We start from the raw sequence: 25,782 nt of genomic DNA on the forward strand, positions 1-25,782 counted from the left end.
CTCAGAAGGGTTTGAAGTGTTCGAAAGGCTCCTTGCACGCCATGCAGCGGTACAGGGCCTTGCAGGCGGTGGAGCCGAATGCGGAAAGCCGCTCGGTGCGCTCGCTCGCGCAGCGCGGGCAGGCGATGCGCTCGCCGGCGATGCGGCCGAAGAGCTTGATGGGCATGGCGGTGCTGGCGGCCTGCTCGGCGTTCAGGTGCGCGGGCGGCGCGATGCCGTAGGCCTTGAGCTTGGCGCGACCCTCGTCGCTGATCCAGTCGCTGGTCCAGGCGGGCGCACGGCGCAGGGTTGCGCGCGCACGGCCCAGGCCGGCCTGCTCGATGGCGGCCAGCACGTCGTGCTCGATGGCCTCGGTGGCGGGGCAGCCGGAGTAGGTCGGCGTGAGCACGATCTCCAATCCGTCGTCATGCTCGATCACGTCGCGCACGATGCCGAGGTCGCACACCGACACGGCCGGCACCTCGGGGTCGGGCACCGTGTGCAGTACGGCCCATGCCGCGTCGACGCGGGAGGCGAGGGCGTTCACCACACCCCCCCGGGAAAGCTGCGTTGCAGGTGCTGCATCTCCGCGAGGATGTAGCCCATGTGCTCGCTGTGCACGCCGTGCTTGCCGGTGCTGCGGAAGGCGGCTTCCTTCGGCATGGCGAGGCCGGCGGCATCGAGCACCTGTTGCATTTCGGCGAGCCAGGGGTCGCGCAGTTCGCTCCACGCCGGACCGAGGCCGCTGGCGCCGGCTTCGGCATCGACCGCGTCGCTGAAGAAGAGCTCGGGCATGTAGAGCCATAGCTGCTCGAGCGCCTTTTCGGTGCGGCGGCGCGATTCGTCGGTGCCGTCGCCCAGCCGCACCACCCAGTCGCCCGAATGCTGCTGGTGGTAGCGCGCTTCCTTCACGGCCTTGCCGGCGATGGCAGCCACTTCGGGGTCGTTCGATGCGGCCAGGCGCTGCCACAGCAGCTTGAGCAGTGTCGACACCATGGTGTTGCGCACCACGGCGAAGGCGAAGTCGCCGCGCGGCAGTTCGGCAATGGTGAGGTTGAAGTAGTCGCGCTCGTCGCGCAGGTAGGCGAGTTGGTCTTCGTCGTGCTCGCGGCCTTCGATGCGGCCTGCGTGTGTCAGCAGCGCGCGCGCCTGGCCGACGAGGTCGAGCGCAATGTTGGCCATCGCGATGTCTTCCTCCAGCACGGGCGCATGGCCGCACCATTCGCCCAGGCGCTGCGCGAGCACGAGGCAGGTGTCGCCGATGCGCAGCAGGTATTGCACGGCGGGCGTGCGGTTCAGTTCGATCGATGCTTGCATGGTCCTGGCCTTGCTCACATGTGGTCGACCGACTTGGGCAGCGCGTAGAAGGTCGGGTGGCGATACACCTTGTCTTCCGCCGGGTCGAAGAACATGTCCTTGTCGCCCGGGTCGCTCGCCACGATCTGGTCGGAGCGCACCACCCAGATGCTGCTGCCTTCCTGGCGGCGCGTGTACACGTCGCGCGCCATCTGGATCGCCATCTTCGGATCGGCCGCGTGCAGGCTGCCGCAGTGCTTGTGATCGAGCCCGGCCTTGCTGCGCACGAACACTTCCCACAGGGGCCACTCTTGCTTGCTGGTATCGGTGCTCATGCTGCTTCCTTCATCGGTTGCTTGTTGGCGTGGGCCATGGCGGCTTCACGCACCCACGCGCCTTCTTCCCAGGCGTCGACACGGGCCTGAAGGCGCTCGCGGTTGCAGGGGCCGTCGCCGCCGATCACGCGCCAGAACTCGCTCCAGTCGATCGCGCCGAAGTCGTGCGCCTGGCGCTCTTCGTTCCACTTCAGGTCGGGGTCGGGCAGGGTCACGCCGAGGATGCGCGCCTGCTCCACCGTGGCGTCGACGAACTTCTGGCGCAGCTCGTCGTTGCTGAAGCGCTTGATGCCCCAGCGCATCGACTGCGCGCTGTTGGGCGACTGGTCGTCGGGCGGGCCGAACATCATGATCGAGGGCCACCACCAGCGGTTGACCGCGTCCTGCACCATGGCCTTCTGCGCTTCGGTGCCGTGGGTCATCATGGTCAGCAGGGCTTCGTAGCCCTGGCGCTGGTGGAAGCTTTCCTCGCGGCAGATGCGGATCATGGCGCGCGCATACGGCGCGTACGAGCAGCGGCAGATCGGCACCTGGTTCATGATGGCCGCGCCGTCCACCAGCCAGCCGATGGTGCCCATGTCGGCCCAGGTCAGCGTGGGGTAGTTGAAGATCGAGCTGTACTTGGCCTTGCCGCTGTGCAGCGCGTCGAACATCTGGTCGCGCGAGGTGCCCAGCGTTTCGGCCGCGGCATACAGGTAGAGGCCGTGGCCGCCTTCGTCCTGCACCTTGGCCAGCAGGATGGCCTTGCGCTTGAGCGTGGGCGCGCGGCTGATCCAGTTGCCTTCGGGCAGCATGCCGACGATTTCCGAGTGCGCGTGCTGGCTGATCTGCCGCACCAGCGTCTTGCGGTAGTGCTCGGGCATCCAGTCCTTCGCCTCGATGAAGTCGCCGGCGTCGATGTGCGCGTCGAAGCGTTCCTCGAGCCGCATTTCCTCGGCGGAGCGCACGGCCTTCTGTTTGCCGTCGCCTGCGTCCTTGCCCATGGTGTCCATGGCTTGTGTGTACATCGCGGTTCTCCTTGAGGGTGAGTGGGTGCGCCGGATTGGCGCTCAATAGCTCAACTGTTTCGTCGACTCGGCCCGACGGTCCACCTCGGTTGGCGTCAGTGCCTCGGCCTTGCATCCGAAGTCCTTGAACAGCACCATCTGGTCTGCGTAGTGCGCCGACTTGCGGCCATCGGGCGCAACGAAGCCGCTCTGGCCGGGCGGCGCTGCGGTGCACAGCGTGACGCCTTTGGCGCCCAGCACCACCTTGTCGTTCTGGGAGCCGCGGTTCATGAAGCTCGGCAGCGTGAGCAGCTCGTCGGCGCCGGCCTGGGGCGCGCCGATGAAATTGCTGGTGAGAAAGGCGTGCTTCACCACCGGTGTGCGCCATTTCGAGGTGTCGCTGCCAAGGCGCTGCTGCAGCTCGGCCATGGCCTGGGTCAGCGTGGCGCGCAGCACCACGTTCTTGTCTTCGCCGTTGAAGAAGTCGAAGGTCTGCGGCACGCCGGCCTTGGGGCCGAGCAGGGCGTTGTAGACCAGCTTCAGGCCGTTGCCCGGGCGGATGCTCGCAACCTGGGTTTCGCCGGCATAGCCGTTGCCCGCGTAGGCAGCGAAGACTTCGGGCGGCAGGTCGTCGGCCAGCACCTTCTTGTAGAGGATGGGCAGCCAATGCATCATCAGCGTGGTGGCCGGGCTGTCGTATACGCCGCGCTCGGCGGGGTCTTCGTTGAGCATGTTCCAGCCGGCCAGCATCTGCGCTGCGCGCCGTGCCGGATCGTTGGCCGGCAGGTTGCGGGTTGCCTCGATGGCGAAGGGCACGATGTAGCGCGCGTTGGTGTCGGAGTAGGCGGTGGCGCGGTTCAGGGCCCACAGTTCGTCGGCCGTGAACTTCGGCTTGGCCTCGAGCCGCGCGGTGAATTCGCGCACGCGGTCGACCACCGAGTAGTTGCCGCCGTCGCTCACGGCGCCGGGTGCCGACTGGTTGTTCCAGTTGGCGACATAGCCCTGCGCCGGGTTGAAGACCTTCGGGTCTTCGCTGAAGGGCCGGATGCCGAGCCATTCCATCGAGCCGTCGCCGACCGCGGGCAGGCGGATGTCCTGCGTGGCCGGCCGGATCGGCAGGCGGCCGGGCGAGACATAGCCGATGTTGCCGCTGGTATCGGCGTAGTACCAGTTGATGGTGATGGCCACACGCGAGGCTTGCGCAAGCCATTGATCCCAGTTCGTCGCCTGCATCGAGTGGATCCAGCCGAGCAGGGATTCGAGCTCGTAGCCATCCCAGCTGCGCTTCATCGAATAGGCGGTGCCGTTGGGAATGTCGAAGTTGGTGACGACGCCATGCACCGTCGAGTAGATGTCCAGGCTCTGGTCGGGCTGGCCCTTGACCTTGATGACCTCGGTGCGCTTCGTCATCGGGCGCATTGCGCCGTTGAAGCGGTACTCGTACGGGTTGGCCGGGTTGAGCTTCTCCTGGTACATGTCGTTCACGTCCAGCGGCCCGGCGGTTGCGCCCCAGGCGATCTTGCCGTTGGTGCCGAAGAGCACGACCGGATGCGCGAACGGCGTGTTGCCGGTCACGTCGAAGCCCGCGCCATGCAGGCCGATGCCGAACACGTACGAGGGGTTGAACCAGTTGAACTGCGGGCCGTTGATGAGGACGGCGCTGCCGTCGGTGGTCTTCGACGGGCCGGCGATCCAGAGATTGCTGGCGATCGGGCGTGTCCAGGGTTCGGCGACGCCTCGACGGGCAGCATCGATCTCGCTGCTCGCAACCAGCAGTTCGGGCGAGACGGGTGCGAGGCGCGCAACGGCGTCATCGCCGGCCGGCTGCGTCAGGGTCTGGCCGCGCGCTCCGGTGCGTGGCACGGTCGTCGGCGCCAGCGGGTCCTCGACCCAGCGGATCTGGTCGAACAACTGGCGGCCGGCGACATCGCCGCGTGCCTTGCGCAGTTGCTCCAGCAGCCGCAGGTTGGCGACTTCGCTGCTCACGTTGGAATAGCGGTTGGCCATGGTGCCGACCCAGATCATGGCCACGTCGTAACCCGTCCAGTCGGCCTTGGGCTTGAAGCCAGCGTCGTTGAACTGCTTGGGCAGCAGGGTCGCCTGTGCCGCCAGCACCTCGTTGACGCGGGCGTTGAAGCCGGCGGCATAGCCGTCGAAGATCGCCTTGTCGTCGCTCGACAGTTTGTCCATCTGCGCGCGGATCGAGGCCGGGGTGAAGCCCGCGCGGCTGCCCTTGTCGAGCGCCACGTAGGGCGGGCCCATCACTTCCGACACGGTGCCGAGCACCGCGCGGCGCGCCATTTCCATCTGGTACAGCCGGTCTTCGGCCACGGCATAGCCGAAGCCGTGGAACAGGCCGCGCACGTCGTTGGCGTACACGTGCGGCACGCCGTAGCTGTCGCGCTTGATCGTGACCTTGCCGGTGGGCGCAGGCGTCGTGGCGGCGCAGCCGGCCAGCGCCAGGGCGATGCAGGCGAGGGCGATCGGTCGGAAATTCAATGTCATCTGTGGTGTTCTTGCAGGGAAGCGATGCGTTCAGCGCGGGCGCGTGTCGATCACGCGGCGTGCCTTGCCGGTCTGGGTGCGTTCCATCTCGTTGGGCGCATGGACCACCACGCGCGTGGAGATGCCGATGAGCGTCTTCACGCGGTGCTGCACCCATTCGCCGATGGCGGTGCGGTCCGCCGATGCTGCGTCGGCTTGGTTGAGTTCGCAGTGCACCTCGACCTGATCGAGCTTGTCGGCGCGGCTCACGTGCACTTGGTAGAGGCCCGACAGCGCCTTGTGCGCGAGCACGATTTCTTCGACCTGCGTGGGAAAGACGTTGACGCCGCGGATGATCATCATGTCGTCGCTGCGCCCGACGATCTTGCCCATGCGGCGGAACGAACGCGAGGTGGGCGGCAGCAGGCGCGTGAGGTCGCGCGTGCGGTAGCGCACGATGGGCATGGCCTCCTTGCTCAGCGAGGTGAAGACCAGTTCGCCTTCTTCGCCGTCGGCCTTCAGCTCGCCGGTTTCGGGGTCGATGATCTCGGGGTAGAAATGGTCTTCCCAGATGACGGGGCCGTCCTTGCTCTCGACGCATTCGCTGGCTACGCCGGGGCCCATCACTTCGCTCAGGCCGTAGATGTCGACGGCGTCGATGCCTGCCTTGGCCTCGATGTCGCGGCGCATGGCCTCGGTCCACGGCTCGGCGCCGAAGATGCCGACCTTGAGCGAGCTGTCTTTCGCGTCGAGGCCCTGGCGCTCGAACTGCTCGATGATCACCTGCATGTAGCTGGGCGTGACCATGATGATGTCCGGCTTGAAGTCCTGGATCAGCTGCACCTGCTTCTCGGTCTGGCCGCCCGACATCGGGATGACGGTGCAGCCCGCGCGCTCGGCGCCGTAGTGCGCGCCCAGGCCGCCGGTGAACAGGCCGTAGCCGTACGACACGTGCACCATGTCGCCGGGCCGCCCACCCGCGGCGCGGATGGAGCGGGCGACGAGGCCGGCCCAGGTGTCGATGTCCTTCAGCGTGTAGCCGACCACGGTCGGCTTGCCGGTGGTGCCCGACGAGGCGTGGATGCGCGCCACCTTCTCGCGCGGTACGGCGAACATGCCGAAGGGGTAGTTGTCGCGCAGGTCGCCCTTCACCGTGAACGGGAACTTCGACAGGTCGGCGAGCGACTTCAGGTCGTCGGGGTGCACGCCCTTGGCGTCGAAGGCCTTGCGGTAGTGGGGCACGTTGTCGTAGGCGCGCTGCAGCGTGGTGCGCAGGCGCTGGATCTGCAGCGCGGTGATTTCGTCGCGGCTCGCGGTTTCGATCGGCTCGAGGTCGCCGGGGGTGGGGCGTTTGACTGTCATGTGTCTTGTCTCCTCAGGCAGCAACGGCGGGGCGGCCCTTGGCGGTGTAGGAGCGGCCGCGGAACATCGCGATGCGCTCGCCGCGCTGGTTGGTGATTTCGGTGTCGTACACGCCGGTGCGGCCGGCCTTCGAGACCTCGTGGCAGCGCGCGGTGAGCACGTCGCCCTCGCGCGCCGGGGCAATGAAGTCGATCGAGAAGCCCGAGGCCACGGTCAGTTCGTTGTACGAGTTGCAGGCAAAGGCGAAGGTCGAGTCGGCCAGCACGGCCATGAAGCCGCCGTGGCAGGTGGCGTGGCCATTGAGCATGTCGGGGCGCACCTTCATCTCTATGGTGGCTTGGCCGGGGCCGACCTCGACGATGCGCATGCCGAGGCCCTGCGTGGCGTTGTCGTTCGCGAGCATGCCGTCGCGGACGTACTCGGCTGTTTGTTGAGGAGTGCGGGTGGATTCGGTCATCTTTTTTCAGCTGGCTCGAAGCTGCGTGTTCGGGTTCGGGGTGCGTGCACAGGCCACCCCGCCGGCGCGAGCGCGCCCCGAAGCACCCGTCTCACGCACAACGCGAAAGATCAAGAAGCAATGCTTCATCTCAGCGATCCTTGAACATCGGCGCACGCTTCGCGCGGAAGGCTTCGACGCCTTCGCGGTAGTCGTCGGCATTGCCCATGACGCGCTGCAGTCGGGCTTCTTCGTCGAGCGCCGTCCGCAGGTCCATGCCTTGCGCATCGGCCATGGCCTGGCGCGTGGCGATGAGGGCGCGGGTCGGCATGGCCGCCAGCTTCGATGCGAGGGCCGCCGCGGTTTCGGCCAGCGCCGCGTCGTCCACGCACTGCCAGATCAGGCCGATGCGCGCAGCCTCTTCGGCCGGCAGCTTGTCGCCCAGCATCGCGATGCCGAGCGCGCGCGCCGAACCCACGAGGCGCGGCAGCAGCCATGTGCCGCCGGTGTCGGGCACGAGGCCGATCTTGGTGAAGGCCTGCATGAAGCTGGCCGAGCGTCCCGCCACCACGAGGTCGCAGCACAGCGCGAGGTTGGCACCCGCACCGGCCGCCACGCCGTTCACCGCGGCGATCACCGGCACCGGCATCGAGCGCAGGCGCGCGACGAGCGGGGCGTAATAAGTGGAGATGACGTGGCCCAGGTCCTTGGGCGCGGCGCCCGGAGTCGGGTCGGGCGCGACCGAGGGATCGGCGAGATCCTGGCCGGCACAGAAGGCGCGGCCGGCGCCCGTGAGCACCACGCAGCGCACGCTCTCGTCCTGCGCTGCGGCCTCCAGCGCCGCCATCAACTCCGCATGCAGTTCGGTCGTGAAGCTGTTGAGCGCCGCAGGGCGGTTGAGGCTCAACGTGCGGACGGTGCCGGCGTTGCCGGTGAGTACCAAAGGCTCAGGCATGGCGTGTCTCTTTCATCCTCTGTGGGGGTGGATCGGCTCGCAAACACTATTGACCGACCGTTCGGTTGATTTTAGGATCGACCTCCATCCCGGCACAAGCGGGGTTGGTTCAGGGCAAACCCTGAGTCACGGAAAAAGGAGTCCGACCCAATGCCCAGCTATTCCATCGACGGCGTGGTTCCCGTCGTCGACCCGAGCGCGTACGTGCACCCCACGGCCGTGCTGATCGGTGACGTGATCGTCGGCCCGAACTGCTATGTGGGTCCCTGCGCCAGCCTGCGCGGCGACTTCGGCCGCATCGTGCTGGAGGAGGGCTCGAACGTGCAGGACCACTGCTGCGTGCACGGCTTTCCCGGCAACGACACAGTGATCGAGGTCAATGGTCACATCGGCCACGGCGCGATCCTGCACAGCTGCATCGTGCGGCGCGACGCGCTGGTGGGGATGAACGCGGTGGTGATGGACGAGGCCGAGATCGGCGAGAAGGCCATCGTCGCGGCCTGCGCCTTCGTGCCGGCCGGCATGAAGGTGCCGGCACGCTCGCTGGTCGCGGGCATTCCGGCGAAGGTGAAGCGCGAATTGAGCGAGGACGAGATCGCCTGGAAACTCGAGGGCACGCAGACCTACCAGGCGCTCACGGTGCGCAGCCTCGCGAGCCTGCATGAAGTGGCGCCGCTCGCGCAGGTGGAGCCGCACCGCCCGCGCCTGCCGGCCACCGAGGTGCGCTCGCTCATCGCCACGAAGCGGGGCTGATCCGGTTCGCGCTTCGTGCAAGATCGCCCGTTGCCCTCAACACAACAGTCCAACCCAGGAACAAGAACCGATGCCGCGTGGAAGATCCGCCACCTACGACGACCAGCGTGAACTGATCCTCGCGCAGGCCGCCCAGCTGTTCGCACGCAGCGGCTATCCCGCCACCTCGATGAACCAGGTGGCCGAGGCCTGCGGGCTCTCGAAGGCGACGCTCTATCACTACTACAAGGACAAGAGCAGCCTGCTGATCAGCATCGCGGAGACGCACGTCTCCAAGCTCGCGGCGCTGGTGGCCGAGGAAGAGGCGTCGACGCACACCGACGAGCAGCGCCTGCGCCGCTTCATCTACCGCATCGTCGAGGAATATGCCGGCGCGCAGGACGCGCACCGCGTGCTGACCGACGACGTGCGCTTTCTCGAAGAGGCCGACCGCGAGCGCGTGCTCGACAAGGAGCGCGAGGTGGTCGCGGGCTTTGCGCGCGCCGTGTCTGCGCTGCGCCCCGGCGCACCGAGCGACGACCTCGCCAAGCCGCTGACCATGCTGCTGTTCGGCATGATCAACTGGATGTTCACCTGGATGAAACCCGATGGCCGGCTCGACCACGCGGCCATCGCGCCGATCGTGGCCGACCTGTTCCTGGGAGGTATCGGCGCGGTCAAGTCGCCCGATGCGCCGGCGGCCATGCCGCGCGGGCCTAGAGAATCCGGTTGAACCAGAGCAGCGACAGCCCCGCAGACAGCAGCGTGAGCACCGCGGCGCCCAGCGCGAACAGTGCCGAGATCTCGGTTTCCTTCTTCTCCACGGTGAGCTTGGAACTCAGCGTCTCGTAGACCTTCTTCAGGTCGTTCGCCGTGCCGGCGTAGAAGTACTCGGCGTTCGTCTTGTTGGCGATGGCCTTGAGCGTCTCCTCGTCGAGCCGCACGCGCATCGACCAGCCCTCGAAGCCGATGGTCTCGCCGTCGACCGTGCCCACGCCCACCGTGTAGATGCGCACGCCGCGGTCGGCCGCTGCCTTGGCCGCGTCCAGCGGATCGACGCCGGTGGTGCGCTGGCCGTCGGTCAGCATGATGATCGCGGCCGAGGTGAAGGAGCCCGGCGCCACGGGCGTGAATTCCTTGAGTTTCTTCTCGTTCTGGTCGATCGCAGCACCGCGCTGGCGGCTGGGCGAGCTGAACTGCTCGACGTCGATGCCCGCGTCGGGGAACAGCGTGGCCAGCGACACCACGATGGCATTGCCCGTGGCGGTGGCGCGCTGCAGCTGGAAGCTGTCGATGGCGGTCACCAGGTCCTCGTGGTTGGTGGTGGGCAGCTGTGCCACCTGCGCGCTGCCCGCGAAGGCGACGATGCCCACCTTCACGCTGCGCGGCAGGTCCTTGATGAAGCTCTTGGCCGCCTCCTGCGCCGCCACGAGCCGGTTGGGCTGCACGTCGGCCGCGCGCATGCTGCCCGACACGTCCATCGCCAGGATGATGGTCTGCTGGTTCGACGGCAGCACCACCACCGCCATGGGACGCGCCGCGGCCACCAGCATCGCGGCCATGGCCAGCAGGAACAGCGCGGGCGGCAGATGCCGCCGCATGCTCTGCCCGGCACCTATGGCCTCGCGCACGATCGACAGGCTCGCATAGCGCACCGCCAGCTTCTTCTTGCGGCGCAGCAGCCAGAGGTAGAGCAGGATCAGCAGCGGCAGGGCCGCCAGCAGCCAGAGGAATTGAGGCCAGAGAAAAGTCATGCTGCCACCGCCTTCATGCCTGCCGGGCCGATGCGCGCGCGGCGCTTGCGCAGATCGGCGAAACGAACGATGGCTTCCACCAGGTCGTCATTGGTCGAGAGTTCGAGTGCGTCGACGCCGGCCCTGGCCAGTGCCTCGCGCAGCGCGGTTTCACGTTCCGACGCCAGGCGCGCGAAGCGCTTGCGAAAGCCCGCATCGTGGGTGTCGACCCACAACTGCTCGCCGGTCTCGGCGTCGCGCAGCGGCACCAGGCCGAGGTCGGGCAGTTCGAGTTCGAGCGGGTCGAACAGGCGCACGGCGATAACCTCGTGGCGCTGCACCAGTTGGCCGAGCGGGCGCTCCCAGCCGGGCTCGCTCAGGAAGTCGGACACCACGAACACGGTGGAGCGGCGCGGCATCAGCGTGGCGGCCGACTTGAGCAGGTCGGCCAGGCGCGTCATGCCTTTCTGCATGGGCGCGGCCTCGGCTTTTTCAGCGCGCTTCTCCATCGCGTGCAGCAGGTGCAGCACGTGGCGCCGTCCGGTGCGCGGCGGAATCACCGCTTCGAGATCGCTGCCGTAGACCAGCGCGCCCACCCGGTTGCCGTGCCGCGTGAGCAGCCGCGCCAGCACGCCGACGAAACCCGCCGAGACCTCGCGCTTGGCCTTCAGGCCCGAGCCGAAATCGACCGAGCGGCTCAAGTCGAGCACGAACCACGCAGCCATCTCGCGGTCTTCGGTGAACACGCGCACATGCGGCGTCTGCAGCCGCGCCGTGACGTTCCAGTCGATGTGGCGCACGTCGTCGTGGTGCTGGTACTCGCGCAGGTCGGCCAGGTCGAGGCCGGTGCCGCGCATCAGCGTGCGGTAGTCGCCCTGCAGCAGGCCGTCGAGGCGGCGAATGACAGTCCATTCGAGCCGGCGCAGCGCGCGTTCGGCCCCACCGGCTTCTGCGGCGAGCCGTTCGTCGTTCGCGGCCGCGGGGGCCTTACGCCACCAGCTTTTCATGTTCGAGCGGCTTGGGAGGAGCGGGGACTGCGCGCATGATCTTCTCGACCAAGCCGTCGGGCGTCAGGCCCTCGGACAGGCCTTCGTAGGAAAGCGTCACGCGGTGGCGCAGCACGTCGGGCACCAGCGCCGTCATGTCTTCCGGCAGCGCATAGCTGCGGCCGCGCAGCAGCGCCAGGGCGCGCGCGCCCTCGGTCAGGCTGATGCTGGCGCGCGGGCTGGCACCGAAGGTGATGAAGCGGCGCAGGTCCTTCAGGCCATGCTTCTCGGGCGTGCGCGTGGCCGACACCAGCTTCACTGCGTACTGGATCAGCGAGGGGTCGACATACACGCGCCGGGCCTCGGCCTGCAGCGCCGCGAGCTGCTCGGTGGTGGCCACGGGCGTGGCGTTGACCGCCGGGCCGATCACGCGCTGGACGATGACGAATTCTTCCTCGTCGCTCGGGTAGTCGACCAGCACCTTCATCATGAAGCGGTCGACCTGCGCCTCGGGCAGCGGGTAGGTGCCCTCGGTCTCGATGGGGTTCTGCGTGGCCATCACGAGGAAGGGGCGCGGCACCTTGTGCGTCTCGCCGGCGATGGTGACCTGGCGCTCCTGCATCACCTCGAGCAGCGCGCTCTGCACCTTGGCCGGCGCGCGGTTGATTTCGTCGGCCAGCAGCAGGTTGGCGAACACCGGGCCCAGCGAGGTGCTGAACTCGCCCGTCTTCTGGTTGTAGATGCGCGTGCCCACGAGGTCGGCGGGCACGAGGTCGGGCGTGAACTGGATGCGCTTGAACTGGCCGCGCACGGTGTCGGCCAGCGTCTTGACGGTGAGTGTCTTCGCCAGGCCCGGCACGCCCTCGACCAGCAGGTGCCCGCCCGCGAGCATGGCGACCATCACGCGCTCGAGAAAGCGGTCCTGGCCCACGACCACGCGCTTCACTTCGTAGAGGATCTGCTCCATCAGTTCGGCGGTGCCGGCGGGCGTGGGATTGACGGTCTCTGTGCTCATGCGAAGGACTTTCGAAAAAGAATCGTCAGAACGGCGGCGAACCCGCGGCGGACGCGGCGTTCTCGATGGGCACCGCGAAGCCGATGCCGATGAAGGTGCGCTGCTGTGTCGGGTTGAGGATGGCGGTGACGATGCCGAGCACCTCGCCGTCCATGTTGATCAGCGGCCCGCCCGAATTGCCGGGGTTGGCGGCCGCGTCGAACTGGATCAGGTTGCCCAGCTCCTGCTTGCCCTCGGGCGAGCGGAACGAGCGCTTCAGGCCCGACACCACGCCGGCCGACACGGAAGGCCCGATGCCGAACGGAAAGCCCACGGCCGCCACCTGGTCGCCGGGCCGCAGGTCGGCGGTCGAGCGCATGGTGGCGGGGATCAGGTCGTCGGGAATCTTCTGCGCCTGCAGCACGGCAAGGTCGTTCTCGGGCTGCACGCCGGTGATGGTGGCCACAGCCTCCAGGCCGTCGAAGAAGGTGACCTTGATCTTGTCGGCGCCCGCGACCACGTGCAGGTTGGTCAGGATCACGCCCTTGTCGACGATCACCACGCCCGTGCCCACACCGCGCTCGACCTCGCCGGGCGTGCCGCCATCGCTGGGGGCTTCGGGCGGCTTGCCCTTGGCGAGGTTGCGTCCGCGCTTCTGGATCTTGGCTTCGGGCGTGTTCTTTTCTTCGCCGTAGCTCACGACCCGCACCACCGAGGGCCGGATGATGTCCGCGGCCTTGGCGGCCGGCGAGGGCAGGGTGGTGGTCTGCAGCGTGCGCAGCACGGCCGCGTCGATGTCTTTCTGCGTGAGGGCCTTGGCGCCCGGGCGCGGGACCCACAGCGCAGCGCCGGTGACCAGCGCGGCCGACAGCACGACCAGCATCGCGAAGCTGCGGCGGCCGGGTTGCCAGCCGGTCTTCTTTGCGGGGGCGGCTTGCAGCGCAGGGCCCGCGCCGACCGCTTCGGGCGAGGCTGGCGCCCCTGCCCGTTCGGCCGCCTCGTCTGCGGCCGGTGGCAGCGTGCGGGGCGAATGGCTGTAGACACCTGGCCTGCGCATCGGAGCACCTCCGGCAAAAAGTCGCGTGAAGGAGTTCACAGTAGCACGCTTTCCACGCCTGCGCATCCCATCGGGCATCATCGCGCGATGGCTACCTTCGTCGATACCCACTGCCACCTGGATGCGCCTGAATTCGGTGCCGAGATGCCCGTCCTGCGCGCCCGCGCCTCCGCGCGGGGCGTGGCGATGTGCGTGATCCCGGCGGTGGCCGCCTTCAACTTCGCAGCTGTGCGTGAACTGGCCCATGCGCAGGGCGATGCCTACGCGCTGGGCATTCACCCGCTGTGCACCGGGGAGGCGAAGGACGAAGACCTCGAAACCCTCGATGCCGAGCTGGCCGCGCAGCGCGGCGACCCGCGGCTGGTGGCGGTCGGCGAGGTCGGGCTCGACTACTTCGTCGAGGGGCTCGACGGCGAGAAGCAGGAGCGGTTTTTTCACACTCAGTTGCAACTGGCACGCAGGCACGGGTTACCCGTGCTGATCCATGTGCGGCGCTCGGTCGACAAGGTGCTCAAGCACCTGCGGCAGACGGCAGCCGGCAAGCCGTGGCAGGGCATTGCGCATGCCTTCAACGGCAGCGAGCAGCAGGCGCATGCGTGCATCGAGCTCGGGTTGAAGCTCGGCTTCGGCGGCGCGGTGACCTTCGAACGCGCGCTGCAGCTGCGGCGGCTGGCCACCACTTTGCCGCTTGGATCCATCGTGATGGAAACCGATGCGCCCGACATCCAGCCGCACTGGCTGTACCGCACGCAGGCCCAGCGAGATGCCGGCGAGCCGCAGGGCCGCAACGAGCCGGCCGAGCTGCCGCGCATCGCCGAAGTGGTGGCCGGCCTGCGCGGCATCGGCCTTGACGAGCTGGCCGCAGCCACCACCCGGAATGCGCTCGAAGCGCTGCCGCGTCTGGAAAATCTCATGGCCATGTCGGCGCGCCCGCCGCACCCGGCGTAGGCCAATGCCCCGTCCTGCCTGCATGCGGGCAGATGCCGCGGATTTGCTGTCATCCTCGAGCGCCACCAGTTCGTTGCTGGTTCAGTGGCAAGTCAGTCACTCAAAACTTCATCCAACAAGGAGCTTTACATGAGCACGTCTTTCGTTCGCACCATGCCCGTCGTCCTCGCACTGGCACTCGCCTCCATCGGCGTGTCGGCCGTGGCCCAGACCACCGCGCCTGCAGCCGCACCGGCCCCCGCTGTGGCCCCGGCCGAGCCCACCACCACCGAGAAGATGAAGGAAACCGGCAAGGAAGCCGTCGACGCCACCAAGCGCACGACCAAGAAGGCTGTCGCGGCCACCGAGAGCGGCACCAAGAAGGCCTGGAAGGCCACCAAGCGCACGACCAAGAAGGCCACCAACGCCACCAAGAAGGCAGCCGCCAAGACCGGCGAAGCCGTCGAGAACGCCGGCCACAAGGCGGCCGACGGCATGCGCAGCACCGGCAAGGCCATCGGCGAGAAGATCCCCGGCACGGCAGAGAACGAAGCCGCCAAGAAGTAAGCCTGCTTCGGCCTTCGCGAAAAAACCCGCTTCGGCGGGTTTTTTCATGGGCGGTGCAAGTGCGCGCGGGACGGTGGCACGATTGCCGCCCATGAATCCACACGCCGCATCCGCTACCGCCGCGAGCACGTTGCTCACGGGACTCGCGCCCATCGTGTCGCCCGCCACCGTCGTGCTGATCCTCGGCAGCTTCCCCGGGGTCAAGTCGCTCGAGCGGCAGCAGTACTATGCACACCCCCAAAACCAGTTCTGGAAGATCTTGCAAGCCGTCTGGCCCGAAGTCCCCTTGCCGTCGGGCATAGACAGCTACGCGCAGCGCTGCCGGTGGCTGCTCGACCGCGGCCTGGGCGTGTGGGACGTGTACGGCGCCTGCGAGCGCGAGGGCAGCCTCGATTCGGCCATCCGCGCGCCCGTGGCGAACGACATCGCCGGGCTGCACCTGCCAAAGCTCGCGGCCATCGCGCACAACGGCGGCGAGAGCTTCAAGCACGCACGGCACACGCGCACCCTCGGCGTGCCGGTCTATCCGCTGCCTTCCACCAGTCCCGCCAACGCGTCGTGGAGCTTCGAGCGCAAGCTCGCGGCCTGGCGCGAGGTCTTCGCCGCCCACCAACTCGTCTGATGGCATCCAGCAAAATTCCCGCCGTTCTTCCCGAAGTCAATTTCTCCGACTGGGGCGACATCCGCTACCTGCACCTGGGCACCGAATGGGTCCAGGGCTCGATGAAGCTGGACGCGCCCTTCGAGATCGAGCTCGAATACGTGCAGCGCATGATGGCCTGGCTGCTGTTCGCCGACAGCAAGACCGTGGCCAGCCGCCACGCGATGCAGCTCGGCCTGGGCGCGGCCACGCTCACCAAGTTCAGCCGCAAGATCCTGCGCATGCGCACCACCGCGATCGAGCTCAATCCGCAGGTGGTGTCGGCCTGCCGCGGCTGGTTCAAGCTGCCGCCGGACGACCCGAAGCTGCGCGTGGTGATCGCCGATGCGGCCGCCGAGATCCGCAAGCCCGAATGGCACGGCACGGTCGATGCGCTGCAAGTCGACCTGTACGACCACGAGGCCGCTGCACCCGTGCTCGACAGCGAAGACTTCTATGCCGACTGCCGCGCGCTGCTCACCGAGGACGGCTGCATGACGGTCAACCTCTTCGGCCGCTCGTCGAGCTATGAGCGCAGCCTCGAAAAAATCGCCGGGGCCTTCGGTGCCGATGCCGTCTGGGCGTTCAGGCCGACGCGCGAAGGCAACACGGTGGTGCTCGCGCAGCGCACGCCGAGCCGCCCGAAGCGCGAGGCGCTTGCCGAGCGCGCCCAAACGATCCAGACTCGCTGGAGCTTGCCCGCGCCGAAATGGCTGCGGGTCTTCAAGCCCCTGAATATTTCACTTACCCGACCTGCCGGCTCATGAGCGTTGTTCCCGCTGTTTCTGCTCCCGCCCCACTGGCCGCCCGCCACGAAGGCCCGCTCGACCTGCGCCGCCTGATCGAATGGCTGGCTGCCGACGGCGTGATCTCGCCCATGGAGGCCAAGCGCACCATCGCGCGCTGCGCCCAGGCCGAAAGCCGGCAGGCGCCGCTGGTGCGGCTGGCCAACGTGGCCATGACGCGCGAGGGCGACGGCAAGCCGCTCGATCTAGAAATGCTCACGCAATGGCTCGCGGGCCGCGCCGGGCTCACGTACCTGCGCATCGATCCGCTCAAGGTCGACGTAGGCAAGGTAGCCGACACCATGAGCGCTGCATATGCCGAGCGCCACAAGGTGCTGCCGGTGCAGGTGCTGCCCAGCGAGGTGGTGGTGGCCACGGCCGAGCCCTTTCTCACCGACTGGATCGCCGAGGTCGAGCGCCAGTCGCGCCGCGCGGTGCGCCGCGTGGTCGCCAACCCGGCCGACATCCAGCGCTACACGGCCGAGTTCTTCGCGCTCGCGAAGTCGGTGCGCGCCGCGCAGAAGGCCGGCGGCAACACCGGCGGCGCGAGCTTCGAGCAACTGGTGGAGCTCGGCAAGAGCAACAAGCAGCTCGACGCCAACGACCAGAGCGTGGTGCAGGTGGTCGACTGGCTGTGGCAGTACGCCTTCGACCAGCGCGCGAGCGACATCCACCTGGAGCCGCGCCGCGAGCAGGGCGTGATCCGCTTTCGCATCGACGGCATCCTGCATCCGGCCTACCAGATGCCGATGGGCGTGATGAACGCGATGGTCGCGCGCATCAAGCTGCTGGGCCGCATGGACGTGGTGGAAAAGCGCCGCCCGCTCGATGGCCGCATCAAGACCCGCAACATGCGCGGCGACGAAATCGAAATGCGCCTGTCGACCCTGCCGACGGCCTTCGGCGAGAAGATGGTGATGCGGATCTTCGACCCCGACACCGCCGTGAAGGACCTCGACGCACTGGGCTTCGCGCAGCACGACGCCCAGCGCTGGGAGCAGCTCGTCACGCGGCCCAACGGCATCATCCTGGTGACCGGGCCCACGGGCTCGGGCAAGACCACCACGCTGTACTCCACGTTGAAGCGCGTGGCGACCGAAGAGGTCAACGTGAGCACGGTGGAAGACCCGATCGAAATGATCGAGCCCTCGTTCAACCAGACGCAGGTGCAGCCGCAGCTCGACTTCGGCTTCACCGAAGGCCTGCGAGCGCTGATGCGGCAGGACCCGGACATCATCATGGTCGGCGAAATCCGCGACCTCGCCACCGCCGAGATGGCGGTGCAGGCCGCGCTCACCGGCCACCTCGTGTTCAGCACGCTGCATACCAACGATGCGCCGAGCGCCATCACGCGGCTGATGGAGCTGGGCGTGCCCTCGTACCTCATCAACGCGGTAATGCTGGGCGTGCTCGCGCAGCGGCTGGTGCGCACGCTGTGCCCCAACTGCAAGCAGCCCGACGACAGCGTCACGCGCGAGAAGCTCGAAGCCATCGTCAAGCCGTGGCAGATCACGGGCTCGGTGCGCGCGTACAAGCCCGTGGGCTGCGTCGATTGCCGCATGACCGGGTACATGGGGCGCATGGGCCTCTACGAACTGCTGAGCATCAGCGAGGCGTTCAAGGGCAACGTGACCAAGGAGCCCAACCTCGCCGGGCTGCGCCGCCAGGCTGTGATCGACGGCATGCGCCCGCTGCGGCTGGCCGGCGCGCTGCGCGTGGCCGAGGGCGTGACCACCATCGAGGAAGTGCTGAGCGCCACGCCGCCACTGGAATAGTCTTCCGCCCCAGGACCCTGAGTCCTTTCGGGTTATCCCTAGGCCTTTTGTTAGTGGAATCCACATCAGGCTGACCGGAAGCTGACTCGACAATCCCGCATCGAAATTTGTTCGAGGAGACTGTTCGTGAAGATCAAGAGTCAGAAAGACTTTTTCTCGGGCCTGATGTTCACGGTGGTGGGTGTGGCGTTCGCATGGGGCGCCACCACCTACACCGTGGGCAGCGGAGCCCGCATGGGTCCGGGTTATTTCCCGTTGATGCTCGGCATCCTGATGGCCCTCATCGGCCTCGGGATCATGTTCAGCGGGCTCACCGTTGAAACCACCGACGGCGAGAAGATCGGCAAGTGGGCCTGGAAGCAGGTGGTGTTCATCCTGGGCGCCAACCTCGCGTTCGGCATCCTGCTCGGCGGCCTGCCGAGTATCGGCGTCCCCGCCATGGGCATGATCATCGCCATCTACGCGCTGGTGATCATCTCCAGCCTTGCGGGCCATGAGTTCAAGCTGCCCAGCGTGCTGATCCTGGCCACCGTGCTGGCCATTGGCAGCTATGTCGCATTCATCTGGGCGCTGAAGCTCCAGATCCAGGTCTGGCCGACCTTCATCACCGGCTGAGAAGAAAGCTGCTCACATCATGGAATTGGTTGAACACCTCTCGATGGGTTTTGGCGTTGCCTTTACCTTCACCAACCTGCTGTACTGCCTGATCGGCTGCATCCTGGGCACGCTGATCGGCGTGCTCCCGGGCATCGGCCCGGTCGCGACCATCGCGATGCTGCTGCCCGCCACGTACGCGCTGCCGCCCGTGTCGGCGCTGATCATGCTGGCCGGCATCTACTACGGCGCGCAATACGGCGGCTCCACCACTGCGATCCTGGTCAACCTGCCGGGTGAATCCTCGTCGGTGGTGACCGTGATCGACGGCTACCAGATGGCGCGCAAGGGCCGTGCGGGCCCGGCGCTCGCCGCGGCGGGCCTGGGTTCGTTCTTCGCGGGTTGCGTCGGCACGCTGATCCTGGCCGCCTTCGCACCGCCGCTGACCGAACTGGCCTTCAAGTTCGGCCCGGCCGAATACTTCTCGCTGATGATCCTGGGCCTGATCGGCGCCGTGGTGCTGGCTTCGGGCTCGCTGCTCAAGGCGATCGCGATGATCGTGCTGGGCCTGCTGCTCGGCCTGGTCGGCACCGACGTGAATTCGGGCGTGGCGCGCTACAGCTTCGACATCCCGGAGCTCACCGACGGCATCGGCTTCGTGGCCATCGCCATGGGCGTGTTCGGCTATGGCGAAATCATTGCCAACCTCTCGCGCCCCGACGACGAGCGTGAAGTGTTCACCGCCAAGGTCTCGGGCCTGTTCCCGACCAAGGAAGACTTCAAGCGCATGCTGCCCGCAGTGCTTCGCGGCACGGCGCTGGGCGCGGCACTGGGCATCCTGCCCGGCGGCGGCGCGCTGCTGGCAGCCTTCGCGGCCTACACGATCGAGAAGAAGACCAAGCTGAAGCCGGGCGAAGTGCCCTTCGGCAAGGGCAACATCCGCGGCGTGGCGGCTCCCGAGTCGGCCAACAACGCCGGTGCGCAAACCTCCTTCATCCCGCTGCTGACGCTGGGCATTCCGCCCAACGCGGTGATGGCGCTGATGGTGGGTGCGATGACGATCCACAACATCCAGCCCGGCCCGCAGGTGATGACCAGCAACCCCGAGCTGTTCTGGGGCCTGATCGCCTCGATGTGGATCGGCAACGCGATGCTGATCATCCTGAACCTGCCGCTGATCGGCATGTGGATCAAGCTCCTGTCGGTGCCCTACAAGTTCCTGTTCCCGGCGATCGTGCTGTTCTGCGCGATCGGCGTGTACTCGACCAACAACAACACCTTCGACATCTGGATGGTGGGCATCTTCGGCCTGGTGGGCTACAGCTTCTTCAAGCTGGGCTGCGAGCCTGCGCCGCTGCTGCTGGGCTTCATCCTGGGGCCGATGATGGAAGAGAACCTGCGCCGTTCGCTGCTGCTGTCGCGTGGCGACTGGAGCGTGTTCGTGACGCGCCCGATCTCGGCGAGCCTGTTGGCTGCGGCTGCATTGCTGCTTGTGATCGTGCTGCTGCCTGCAGTCAAGTCCAAGCGGGAGGAAGCTTTCGTCGAGGAGTGACGGACAGAGTTCCCTCGCGGGACTTCAGAAAGAACGGCGCTTCGAGCGCCGTTTTTCATTTCTGTGTGCATCGCTTCGGGGCGCCTGCGCAGGGCTCGCTGCTGGTGCTCGCCGATCAAAACCCAGGTCATGTCTTACGGTCTGCTCGCCCGTGGCGGCTTCATGTGCTGTCGCGCCATCGCGAGGAAGGCCATCCCCGCCGGGCTCAGCGGATGCTTGGCCAACCGCACGGCGACCACCGGGTACTCCAGCGCAGGCCGCGTCACGCCCACGGCGCGCAGGTTGCCCGGCATCAGCACCTCCACGTAGCGCGGCAGCAGCGCCACCCCCGCGCCTGACTGGATGAGGCCGAACGCCGTCGACAGCATCGACACGTGATGCACCACGCGCGGGTACACGTTGGCCATGCTTGCGAGCTGGCGGCTCACGGCGCGCCACACGTTGGCGTCGGGGTTGACGTGGATGAACGGCAGTCCCTCCAGGTGCTTGGCATCGACCACCGCGTGCTGCGCCAGCGGATGGTCTTCGCGCACGAACAGGGCCATGCGGTCCGAGAACAGCGGCTCGGTCGCCAGCTCCGAATGCTTCTGGCCGATGTCCGAGCCGAAGCCCAGGTCGGCCTCCTGCGAGAGGATGCGCGAGATCATTTGCTCCGCCGTGCTGTCGAGCAGCGTGGTCGCGAGCGTCGGGTGCCTCTGCGAAAAGCGCCCGAGCAGCGGCGGCAGCAGGGCGCCGGCCGTGAGATGGCCCACCGCGAGCACGATGCGGCCTTCGCGCAGCTGCGACTGCGAGCGGCAGGCGCCCACGGATTCATCGATCAGCCGAAGCGCCCGCACCGCCGTGTCGACCATCATCTGGCCCGCGTTGGTCATGCGGATGCGGCGCCCGCGCACCACCAGCGGCTGCGCCAGCTCTTCTTCCAGCCGCTTGATCAGGTGGCTGATGGCGGGCTGCGTGAGCTGCAATGCCTCGGCCGCGAGCGTGAAGCTGCCCGTCTCGGCCACCGCCGCCAGCGCCCGCAGCTGCTGCAGCGAGATCTCTTCCGCGGTGCTTCTTGTCATAAGCAGTGTTCATAGTTGAATAAGCGGAATTATCTGGCTTGATGCGCCACTGCTGCATAGCATCCACTTCTCGTTCACAGGCACAAATTCCGCACATGAAACGCCTCCAGTTCCTCCAGGCGCTTGCCGTTGCGCTCGGCGTGGCCACCTCGTCCGCCAGCCTCGCGCAGGGCTACCCGAACAAGCCGATCCGCCTGATCGTGCCGTTCCCGGCGGCCGGCGCCACCGACCTCTTCGCCCGCACGCTGGGTCAGAAGATGGGCGACAAGCTCGGCACCACGCTGGTGGTCGACAACAAGCCCGGTGCGGGCGGCGCCATCGGCTCCGACCAGGCCGCCAAGGCCGCGCCCGACGGCTACACGATCCTGCTGGCCACCACCAGCACGCACTCGATCGGCCCGGCCGTCAGCAAGCTGCCCTACGACACGGTGCGAGACTTCACGCCCATCGCGCACGTGGGCGATGCCGCCAGCATCATGCTGGTGCCGGTCAATTCGCCCGCGAAGACGGTGCGCGAGTGGATCGATTACGCGAAGAAGAACCCCGGCAAGCTCAACTACGCGTCGAGCGGCAACGGCACCATCGTGCAGCTCACGGCGGAGCTGTTCAAGGCGCAGGCCGGCGTGTTCGTCACGCACATTCCCTACAAGGGCACGGCGCTGGCGATCCCCGACCTGATCAGCGGCAAGGTCGACGTGCTGTTCGATTCGCTGCCCACCGGCATGCCGCACGTGCGCGACGGCCGCCTGCGCGCGCTGGGCGTCACCTCGCTCAAGCGCAGCCCGCTGGCGCCCGAGCTGCCACCCATCGCCGATACGCTGCCCGGCTACGAGTCGAACACGTGGTTCGGCTTCTATGGTCCGAAGAACCTGCCGGTGGACATCGTCGCGAAAATCAACAAGGCCGCCAACGAGGCGCTGGCCGACCCCGAGGTGAAGGAAAAGCTCGCACGCCTGGGCATCGAGTCCGCGACGCCGGGCACGCCCGAGCAATTCGCGAAGATGGTGGCAGCAGACGCCGCCAAGTGGAAAAAGATCGTGGTCGACCGCAAGATCACCAACGAATAAGGCAAGGCACACCGACATGAACTTCGACTTCAACAATCCGTACCTCTCCACCCGCATCCCGATCTTTGCGCGCAACGTGGTATCGACATCGCACCCGCTGGCCTCGCAGGCTGGGCTGCGCATCCTGCAGCAGGGCGGCAACGCGGTCGATGCGGCCATTGCCACCGCCGCCGTGATGACGCTGGTCGAGCCGGTGAGCAACGGCCTGGGCAGCGACGCCTTCTGCATCCTGTGGGACGGCAAGGAACTGCACGGCCTGAACGCCTCGGGCCCCGCGCCCAAGGCCTGGACGCCCGAATACTTCAAGGCCAAGTACGGCGCCGACGCCACGACGCCGCCGATGCGCGGCATCGACTCGGTCACGGTGCCGGGCGCGGTGCGCGGCTGGGTCGCGCTGAGCGATCGCTTCGGCAAGCTGCCGTTCGCCGACCTGCTGGCCCCGGCCATCGACATCGCCGAGCGCGGCTACCTCGTGCCGCCGGTGGTGCAGGGCAAGTGGGCCGCGGCCACGCCGCTGCTGGGTTCGCAGCCGGGCTTTGCACAGACCTTCCTGCCGTGGGGCCGGGCGCCCGCGATCGGCGAGCTGTTCCGCTTCACGGCCGCTGCGCGGGCGCTGAAGGCCATTGCCCGCACCAAGGGCGAGGCCTACTACAACGGCGAGATCGCCGAGGCGCTCGCGAAGTTCTCGAAGGAGCAGGGCGGCGCGCTCACCGTGGCCGATCTCGCGGCCTACCAGCCCGAGTGGGTCAAGCCGATCTCGCGCGACTACCGCGGCCACACGCTGCACGAGATTCCGCCCAACGGCCAGGGCATTGCCGCGTTGATCGCGCTGGGCATCCTCGAGAAGTTCGACATCGCCTCGCTGCCGGTCGATTCGGTCGCCTCGCAGCATCTGCAGATCGAGGCCATGAAGCTGGCCTTCGCCGACGTGTATCGCTACGTGTCGGAGCCATCGTCGATGACGGTGACCCCCGCGCAAATGCTCGATGACGCCTACCTCGCATCGCGTGCGAGACTCGTCGACGTGAAAAAGGCGCAGGACTTCAAGGCCGGCAACCCCGTGAAGGGCGGCACCATCTACCTCACCGCGGCGGACGAGCGCGGCATGATGGTGAGCTTCATCCAGAGCAACTACATGGGCTTCGGCTCGGGCTGCGTGGAGCCCGGGTACGGCATCAGCCTGCAGAACCGCGGCCACGGCTTCAGCCTGAAGGCCGAGAGCCCGAACGTGGTGGCACCGGGCAAGCGGCCGTTCCACACCATCATCCCGGCCTTCCTCACGAAGGACGGCCAGCCGGTGATGAGCTTCGGCGTGATGGGCGGCAACATGCAGCCGCAGGGCCACATGCAGACGCTGGTGCGCATGCTCGACTACGGGCAGAACCCGCAGGCCGCGTGCGATGCGCCGCGCTGGCGCTTCAACGCGGGGCTCGAGATCAACGTCGAGGCCGCGATGAACCCGGCCACGGTGCAGGGCCTGCGCGACCTGGGCCACCACCTCGACGTCATCGACGATTCGTACCAGGACTTCGGCGCCGGCCAGTTCATCTGGCGCGCGGGCGAGCCGTCGGTCGAAGGCTACGTGGCCGCCAGCGACCCGCGCCGCGACGGCCTCGCTGCAGGTTACTGAGGATCAAGGGATGATCGGGGAATGAACAAGACAGCCGCATCGATCGGCATTCCCCCTCACCAGGGCGCAAGGAAAGGCGTTGCGTCCGGCCTGATCCTCGCCACACTGGGCGCCATCGCATTCAGCGGCAAGGCCATCATCGTCAAGCTCGCGTACCGCTACGGCGTGGACGCCGTGACGCTCATCATGCTGCGCATGCTGTTCGCGCTGCCGCTGTTCGCGCTCATGGCGTGGTGGGCGGGGCGTGGCAAGCCGGCGCTCACCGGCCGCGACTGGATCGGCGTGATCGGGCTCGGTTTCTCGGGCTACTACCTCGCGAGCTTTCTCGACTTTGCCGGGCTGGCCTACATCTCGGCCGGCTTCGAGCGGCTGATCCTGTATCTCAACCCCACGCTGGTGCTGTTTTTCGGCTGGCTGCTGTACCGGCGCCATCCGACGCGACCGCAGGTGCTGGGCATGCTCGTGAGCTATGCCGGCGTGCTGCTGGTGTTCGGCCACGAACTCTGGACCGGCGGTGGCGGCAAGGGCGGCGGCGCGGCGGCCTGGGGCGCATTCCTGGTCTTCCTGAGCGCGGTGAGCTATGCGGGCTATCTGATCTACAGCGGCGAGTTCGTCAAGCGCCTCGGGTCGCTCAGGCTCGTGGGCCTGGCGACCACCGTGGCTTGCCTGCTGTGCATCCTGCAGTTCGTGCTGACGCGGCCGATGAGCGCGGCGATGCAGGTGGCGCCCGAGGTGATCTGGCTGTCGGTGCTCAACGCCACGCTGTGCACGGCGGTGCCCGTCCTCATGGTGATGATGGCCATCGAGCGCATCGGCCCTGCGGTGGCCGCGCAAACCGGCATGATCGGGCCGCTGTCGACCATCCTCATGGGGGTGGTCATACTCGGCGAGCCGTTCACCGCGTGGATCGCGGCCGGCACGGTGCTCGTGATCGCGGGCATCTTCGTTTTCACACGCAAGGGGCGCGAAGCCCCTGCACGATAGGAGCGACAACATGGATCTGGGTATCGCAGGCAAGACCGCGCTGGTATGCGGCGCGAGCAAGGGCCTCGGCTACGGCTGCGCCGAAGCGCTGGTGCGCGAAGGCGTCAACGTGGTGATCGTGGCACGCGGTGCCGAGGCACTGGAAGCGGCGGCGAAGAAGCTGGCCGAAGCGGCGGGTGCATCGGGCGCTGCGTTCGTCAAGCACGTGGCGGCCGACATCACGACCGAAGCCGGCCGCGCGGCGGTGTTCGCACTCGGCCACGACTTCGACATCGTCGTCACCAACGCGGGCGGCCCGCCGCCGGGCGACTTTCGCAACTGGGACCGCGAGGCCTGGATCAAGGCGGTCGACGCGAACATGCTGACGCCGATCGAGCTCATCAAGGCCACGGTCGATGGCATGGCCAAGCGCGGCTTTGGGCGCATCGTCAACATCACGTCGAGCTCGGTGAAGTCGCCCATCGACATCCTCGGCCTGTCGAACGGCGCGCGCAGCGGCCTCACCGGCTTCGTGGCCGGCGTGGCGCGCACGCCCATCGCGGCGCAGGGCGTGACCATCAACAACCTGCTGCCGGGCTCGTTCGACACCGACCGCCTCAAGGGCACGATGGCCGGCGCCGCGCAGAAGTCGGGCCAGGACTTCGACACCGTGTGGGAAGCCCGCAAGAAGAACATCCCGGCCAGGCGCTTCGGCACGCCGGCCGAGTTCGGCGCCATCTGTGCCTTTCTCTGCAGCATGCAGGCCGGCTACATGACCGGCCAGAACGTGCTGGCCGACGGTGGGGCCTACCCGGGCACGTATTGAGCTCGCCCCCAGGCTTCGCGCACTTCGTGTCGCTACTCCCACCCCCTACCGGGGGCAACA

26 protein-coding genes are annotated in these 25,782 nt (G+C 67.5%); 13 read left to right on the forward strand and 13 right to left on the reverse strand.

Annotated features, from left to right (window positions below):
• Position 1: 1 nt before the first annotated feature.
• The 8 genes from paaD to ACEN9N_RS01960 all read right to left on the reverse strand — a co-directional run bounded on the left by paaD (position 2) and on the right by ACEN9N_RS01960 (position 7,833).
• Positions 2 to 526 (reverse strand): 1,2-phenylacetyl-CoA epoxidase subunit PaaD, encoded by a 525-nt coding sequence (gene paaD, locus ACEN9N_RS01925; RefSeq protein ID WP_007837434.1) that lies wholly within the window; start codon positions 524 to 526, stop codon positions 2 to 4.
• Positions 523 to 1,296 (reverse strand): 1,2-phenylacetyl-CoA epoxidase subunit PaaC, encoded by a 774-nt coding sequence (gene paaC / locus ACEN9N_RS01930; RefSeq protein WP_413335163.1) that lies wholly within the window; start codon positions 1,294 to 1,296, stop codon positions 523 to 525. Before paaC ends, paaD begins: the two co-directional genes overlap by 4 nt.
• 14 nt (positions 1,297 to 1,310) lie before the next feature.
• Positions 1,311 to 1,610, reverse strand: a complete 300-nt coding sequence (gene paaB / locus ACEN9N_RS01935) for a 1,2-phenylacetyl-CoA epoxidase subunit PaaB (protein WP_007837429.1) — start codon at positions 1,608 to 1,610, stop codon at positions 1,311 to 1,313.
• Positions 1,607 to 2,617: a 1,2-phenylacetyl-CoA epoxidase subunit PaaA gene (gene paaA, locus ACEN9N_RS01940; RefSeq protein WP_495655259.1), complete on the reverse strand. Its 1,011-nt coding sequence runs from the start codon at positions 2,615 to 2,617 to the stop codon at positions 1,607 to 1,609. The genes paaB and paaA overlap by 4 nt, the downstream gene beginning before the upstream one ends.
• Before the next feature lie 42 nt (positions 2,618 to 2,659).
• The gene (locus ACEN9N_RS01945) at positions 2,660 to 5,101 is read right to left on the reverse strand and encodes a penicillin acylase family protein (RefSeq protein WP_495655260.1); all 2,442 of its coding nucleotides are present in this window, start codon (positions 5,099 to 5,101) and stop codon (positions 2,660 to 2,662) included.
• A gap of 30 nt (positions 5,102 to 5,131) precedes the next feature.
• Positions 5,132 to 6,442: a phenylacetate--CoA ligase PaaK gene (gene paaK, locus ACEN9N_RS01950; RefSeq protein ID WP_495655261.1), complete on the reverse strand. Its 1,311-nt coding sequence runs from the start codon at positions 6,440 to 6,442 to the stop codon at positions 5,132 to 5,134.
• A 13-nt stretch (positions 6,443 to 6,455) separates the two neighbouring features.
• Positions 6,456 to 6,899 (reverse strand): hydroxyphenylacetyl-CoA thioesterase PaaI, encoded by a 444-nt coding sequence (gene paaI / locus ACEN9N_RS01955; RefSeq protein ID WP_413315535.1) that lies wholly within the window; start codon positions 6,897 to 6,899, stop codon positions 6,456 to 6,458.
• Positions 6,900 to 7,029: 130 nt separating this feature from the next.
• Positions 7,030 to 7,833, reverse strand: coding sequence for an enoyl-CoA hydratase-related protein (locus tag ACEN9N_RS01960; protein ID WP_495655262.1), 804 nt, complete (start codon positions 7,831 to 7,833; stop codon positions 7,030 to 7,032).
• A 150-nt stretch (positions 7,834 to 7,983) separates the two neighbouring features.
• On the opposite strand from ACEN9N_RS01960, the gene ACEN9N_RS01965 reads away from it, so the two are divergent.
• Positions 7,984 to 8,586 (forward strand): phenylacetic acid degradation protein PaaY, encoded by a 603-nt coding sequence (locus ACEN9N_RS01965; RefSeq protein WP_495655263.1) that lies wholly within the window; start codon positions 7,984 to 7,986, stop codon positions 8,584 to 8,586.
• 70 nt (positions 8,587 to 8,656) lie between these two features.
• A complete protein-coding gene (locus ACEN9N_RS01970; protein WP_007837421.1) occupies positions 8,657 to 9,298 on the forward strand; it encodes a TetR/AcrR family transcriptional regulator in 642 nt (213 codons plus the stop codon).
• Here the strand turns inward: ACEN9N_RS01970 and ACEN9N_RS01975 are convergent.
• The 4 genes from ACEN9N_RS01975 to ACEN9N_RS01990 are packed head-to-tail and all read right to left on the reverse strand — an operon-like array spanning position 9,282 to position 13,335.
• Positions 9,282 to 10,319 carry a VWA domain-containing protein gene (locus tag ACEN9N_RS01975; protein WP_007837419.1) on the reverse strand — a complete coding sequence of 346 codons (1,038 nt, stop codon included), beginning with the start codon at positions 10,317 to 10,319 and terminating at the stop codon, positions 9,282 to 9,284. The two genes, ACEN9N_RS01970 and ACEN9N_RS01975, sit on opposite strands and share 17 nt — an antisense overlap.
• Positions 10,316 to 11,305, reverse strand: coding sequence for a DUF58 domain-containing protein (locus ACEN9N_RS01980; RefSeq protein WP_007837418.1), 990 nt, complete (start codon positions 11,303 to 11,305; stop codon positions 10,316 to 10,318). Before ACEN9N_RS01980 ends, ACEN9N_RS01975 begins: the two co-directional genes overlap by 4 nt.
• Entirely contained in the window at positions 11,286 to 12,299 is a 1,014-nt protein-coding gene (locus ACEN9N_RS01985; RefSeq protein ID WP_007837416.1) for an AAA family ATPase, read from the reverse strand. The genes ACEN9N_RS01980 and ACEN9N_RS01985 overlap by 20 nt, the downstream gene beginning before the upstream one ends.
• A gap of 25 nt (positions 12,300 to 12,324) precedes the next feature.
• Positions 12,325 to 13,335: a S1C family serine protease gene (locus ACEN9N_RS01990; RefSeq protein ID WP_007837415.1), complete on the reverse strand. Its 1,011-nt coding sequence runs from the start codon at positions 13,333 to 13,335 to the stop codon at positions 12,325 to 12,327.
• Positions 13,336 to 13,422: 87 nt separating this feature from the next.
• Between ACEN9N_RS01990 and ACEN9N_RS01995 the strand changes: the two genes are divergently transcribed.
• From ACEN9N_RS01995 to ACEN9N_RS02025, 7 genes are all read left to right on the forward strand, one after another.
• Complete coding sequence (locus tag ACEN9N_RS01995; RefSeq protein ID WP_413315541.1) at positions 13,423 to 14,283, forward strand: TatD family hydrolase; 861 nt, start codon at positions 13,423 to 13,425, stop codon at positions 14,281 to 14,283.
• A 129-nt stretch (positions 14,284 to 14,412) separates the two neighbouring features.
• Positions 14,413 to 14,829, forward strand: coding sequence for a hypothetical protein (locus tag ACEN9N_RS02000; protein ID WP_007837412.1), 417 nt, complete (start codon positions 14,413 to 14,415; stop codon positions 14,827 to 14,829).
• Positions 14,830 to 14,920: 91 nt separating this feature from the next.
• Positions 14,921 to 15,451, forward strand: a complete 531-nt coding sequence (locus ACEN9N_RS02005) for a DNA-deoxyinosine glycosylase (protein ID WP_495655264.1) — start codon at positions 14,921 to 14,923, stop codon at positions 15,449 to 15,451.
• Entirely contained in the window at positions 15,451 to 16,236 is a 786-nt protein-coding gene (locus ACEN9N_RS02010; RefSeq protein ID WP_056586306.1) for a class I SAM-dependent methyltransferase, read from the forward strand. The genes ACEN9N_RS02005 and ACEN9N_RS02010 overlap by 1 nt, the downstream gene beginning before the upstream one ends.
• A complete protein-coding gene (gene tfpB, locus ACEN9N_RS02015; RefSeq protein WP_413315543.1) occupies positions 16,233 to 18,029 on the forward strand; it encodes a type IV pilus assembly ATPase TfpB in 1,797 nt (598 codons plus the stop codon). Before ACEN9N_RS02010 ends, tfpB begins: the two co-directional genes overlap by 4 nt.
• Positions 18,030 to 18,155: 126 nt before the next feature.
• A complete protein-coding gene (locus ACEN9N_RS02020) occupies positions 18,156 to 18,644 on the forward strand; it encodes a tripartite tricarboxylate transporter TctB family protein (protein WP_007837406.1) in 489 nt (162 codons plus the stop codon).
• 19 nt (positions 18,645 to 18,663) lie between these two features.
• Positions 18,664 to 20,175 (forward strand): tripartite tricarboxylate transporter permease, encoded by a 1,512-nt coding sequence (locus ACEN9N_RS02025; protein WP_413315544.1) that lies wholly within the window; start codon positions 18,664 to 18,666, stop codon positions 20,173 to 20,175.
• Between the two features lie 134 nt (positions 20,176 to 20,309).
• On the opposite strand, the gene ACEN9N_RS02030 is transcribed toward ACEN9N_RS02025, so the two are convergent.
• The gene (locus tag ACEN9N_RS02030) at positions 20,310 to 21,236 is read right to left on the reverse strand and encodes a LysR family transcriptional regulator (protein ID WP_495655265.1); all 927 of its coding nucleotides are present in this window, start codon (positions 21,234 to 21,236) and stop codon (positions 20,310 to 20,312) included.
• A 95-nt stretch (positions 21,237 to 21,331) separates the two neighbouring features.
• On the opposite strand from ACEN9N_RS02030, the gene ACEN9N_RS02035 reads away from it, so the two are divergent.
• From ACEN9N_RS02035 to ACEN9N_RS02050, 4 genes are read left to right on the forward strand one after another with little or no spacing between them, the layout of a single operon-like run.
• A complete protein-coding gene (locus ACEN9N_RS02035; protein ID WP_007835460.1) occupies positions 21,332 to 22,303 on the forward strand; it encodes a Bug family tripartite tricarboxylate transporter substrate binding protein in 972 nt (323 codons plus the stop codon).
• A gap of 16 nt (positions 22,304 to 22,319) precedes the next feature.
• Positions 22,320 to 23,933, forward strand: a complete 1,614-nt coding sequence (locus tag ACEN9N_RS02040) for a gamma-glutamyltransferase family protein (protein WP_495655266.1) — start codon at positions 22,320 to 22,322, stop codon at positions 23,931 to 23,933.
• Between the two features lie 21 nt (positions 23,934 to 23,954).
• Positions 23,955 to 24,917 (forward strand): DMT family transporter, encoded by a 963-nt coding sequence (locus ACEN9N_RS02045; protein ID WP_413335173.1) that lies wholly within the window; start codon positions 23,955 to 23,957, stop codon positions 24,915 to 24,917.
• Between the two features lie 10 nt (positions 24,918 to 24,927).
• On the forward strand, positions 24,928 to 25,722 hold the full coding sequence (locus tag ACEN9N_RS02050) for an SDR family oxidoreductase (RefSeq protein WP_007835469.1): 795 nt from the start codon (positions 24,928 to 24,930) through the stop codon (positions 25,720 to 25,722).
• Positions 25,723 to 25,782 lie beyond the last annotated feature (60 nt).

The sequence above is a fragment of the Variovorax sp. Varisp46 genome (genome assembly GCF_059491885.1).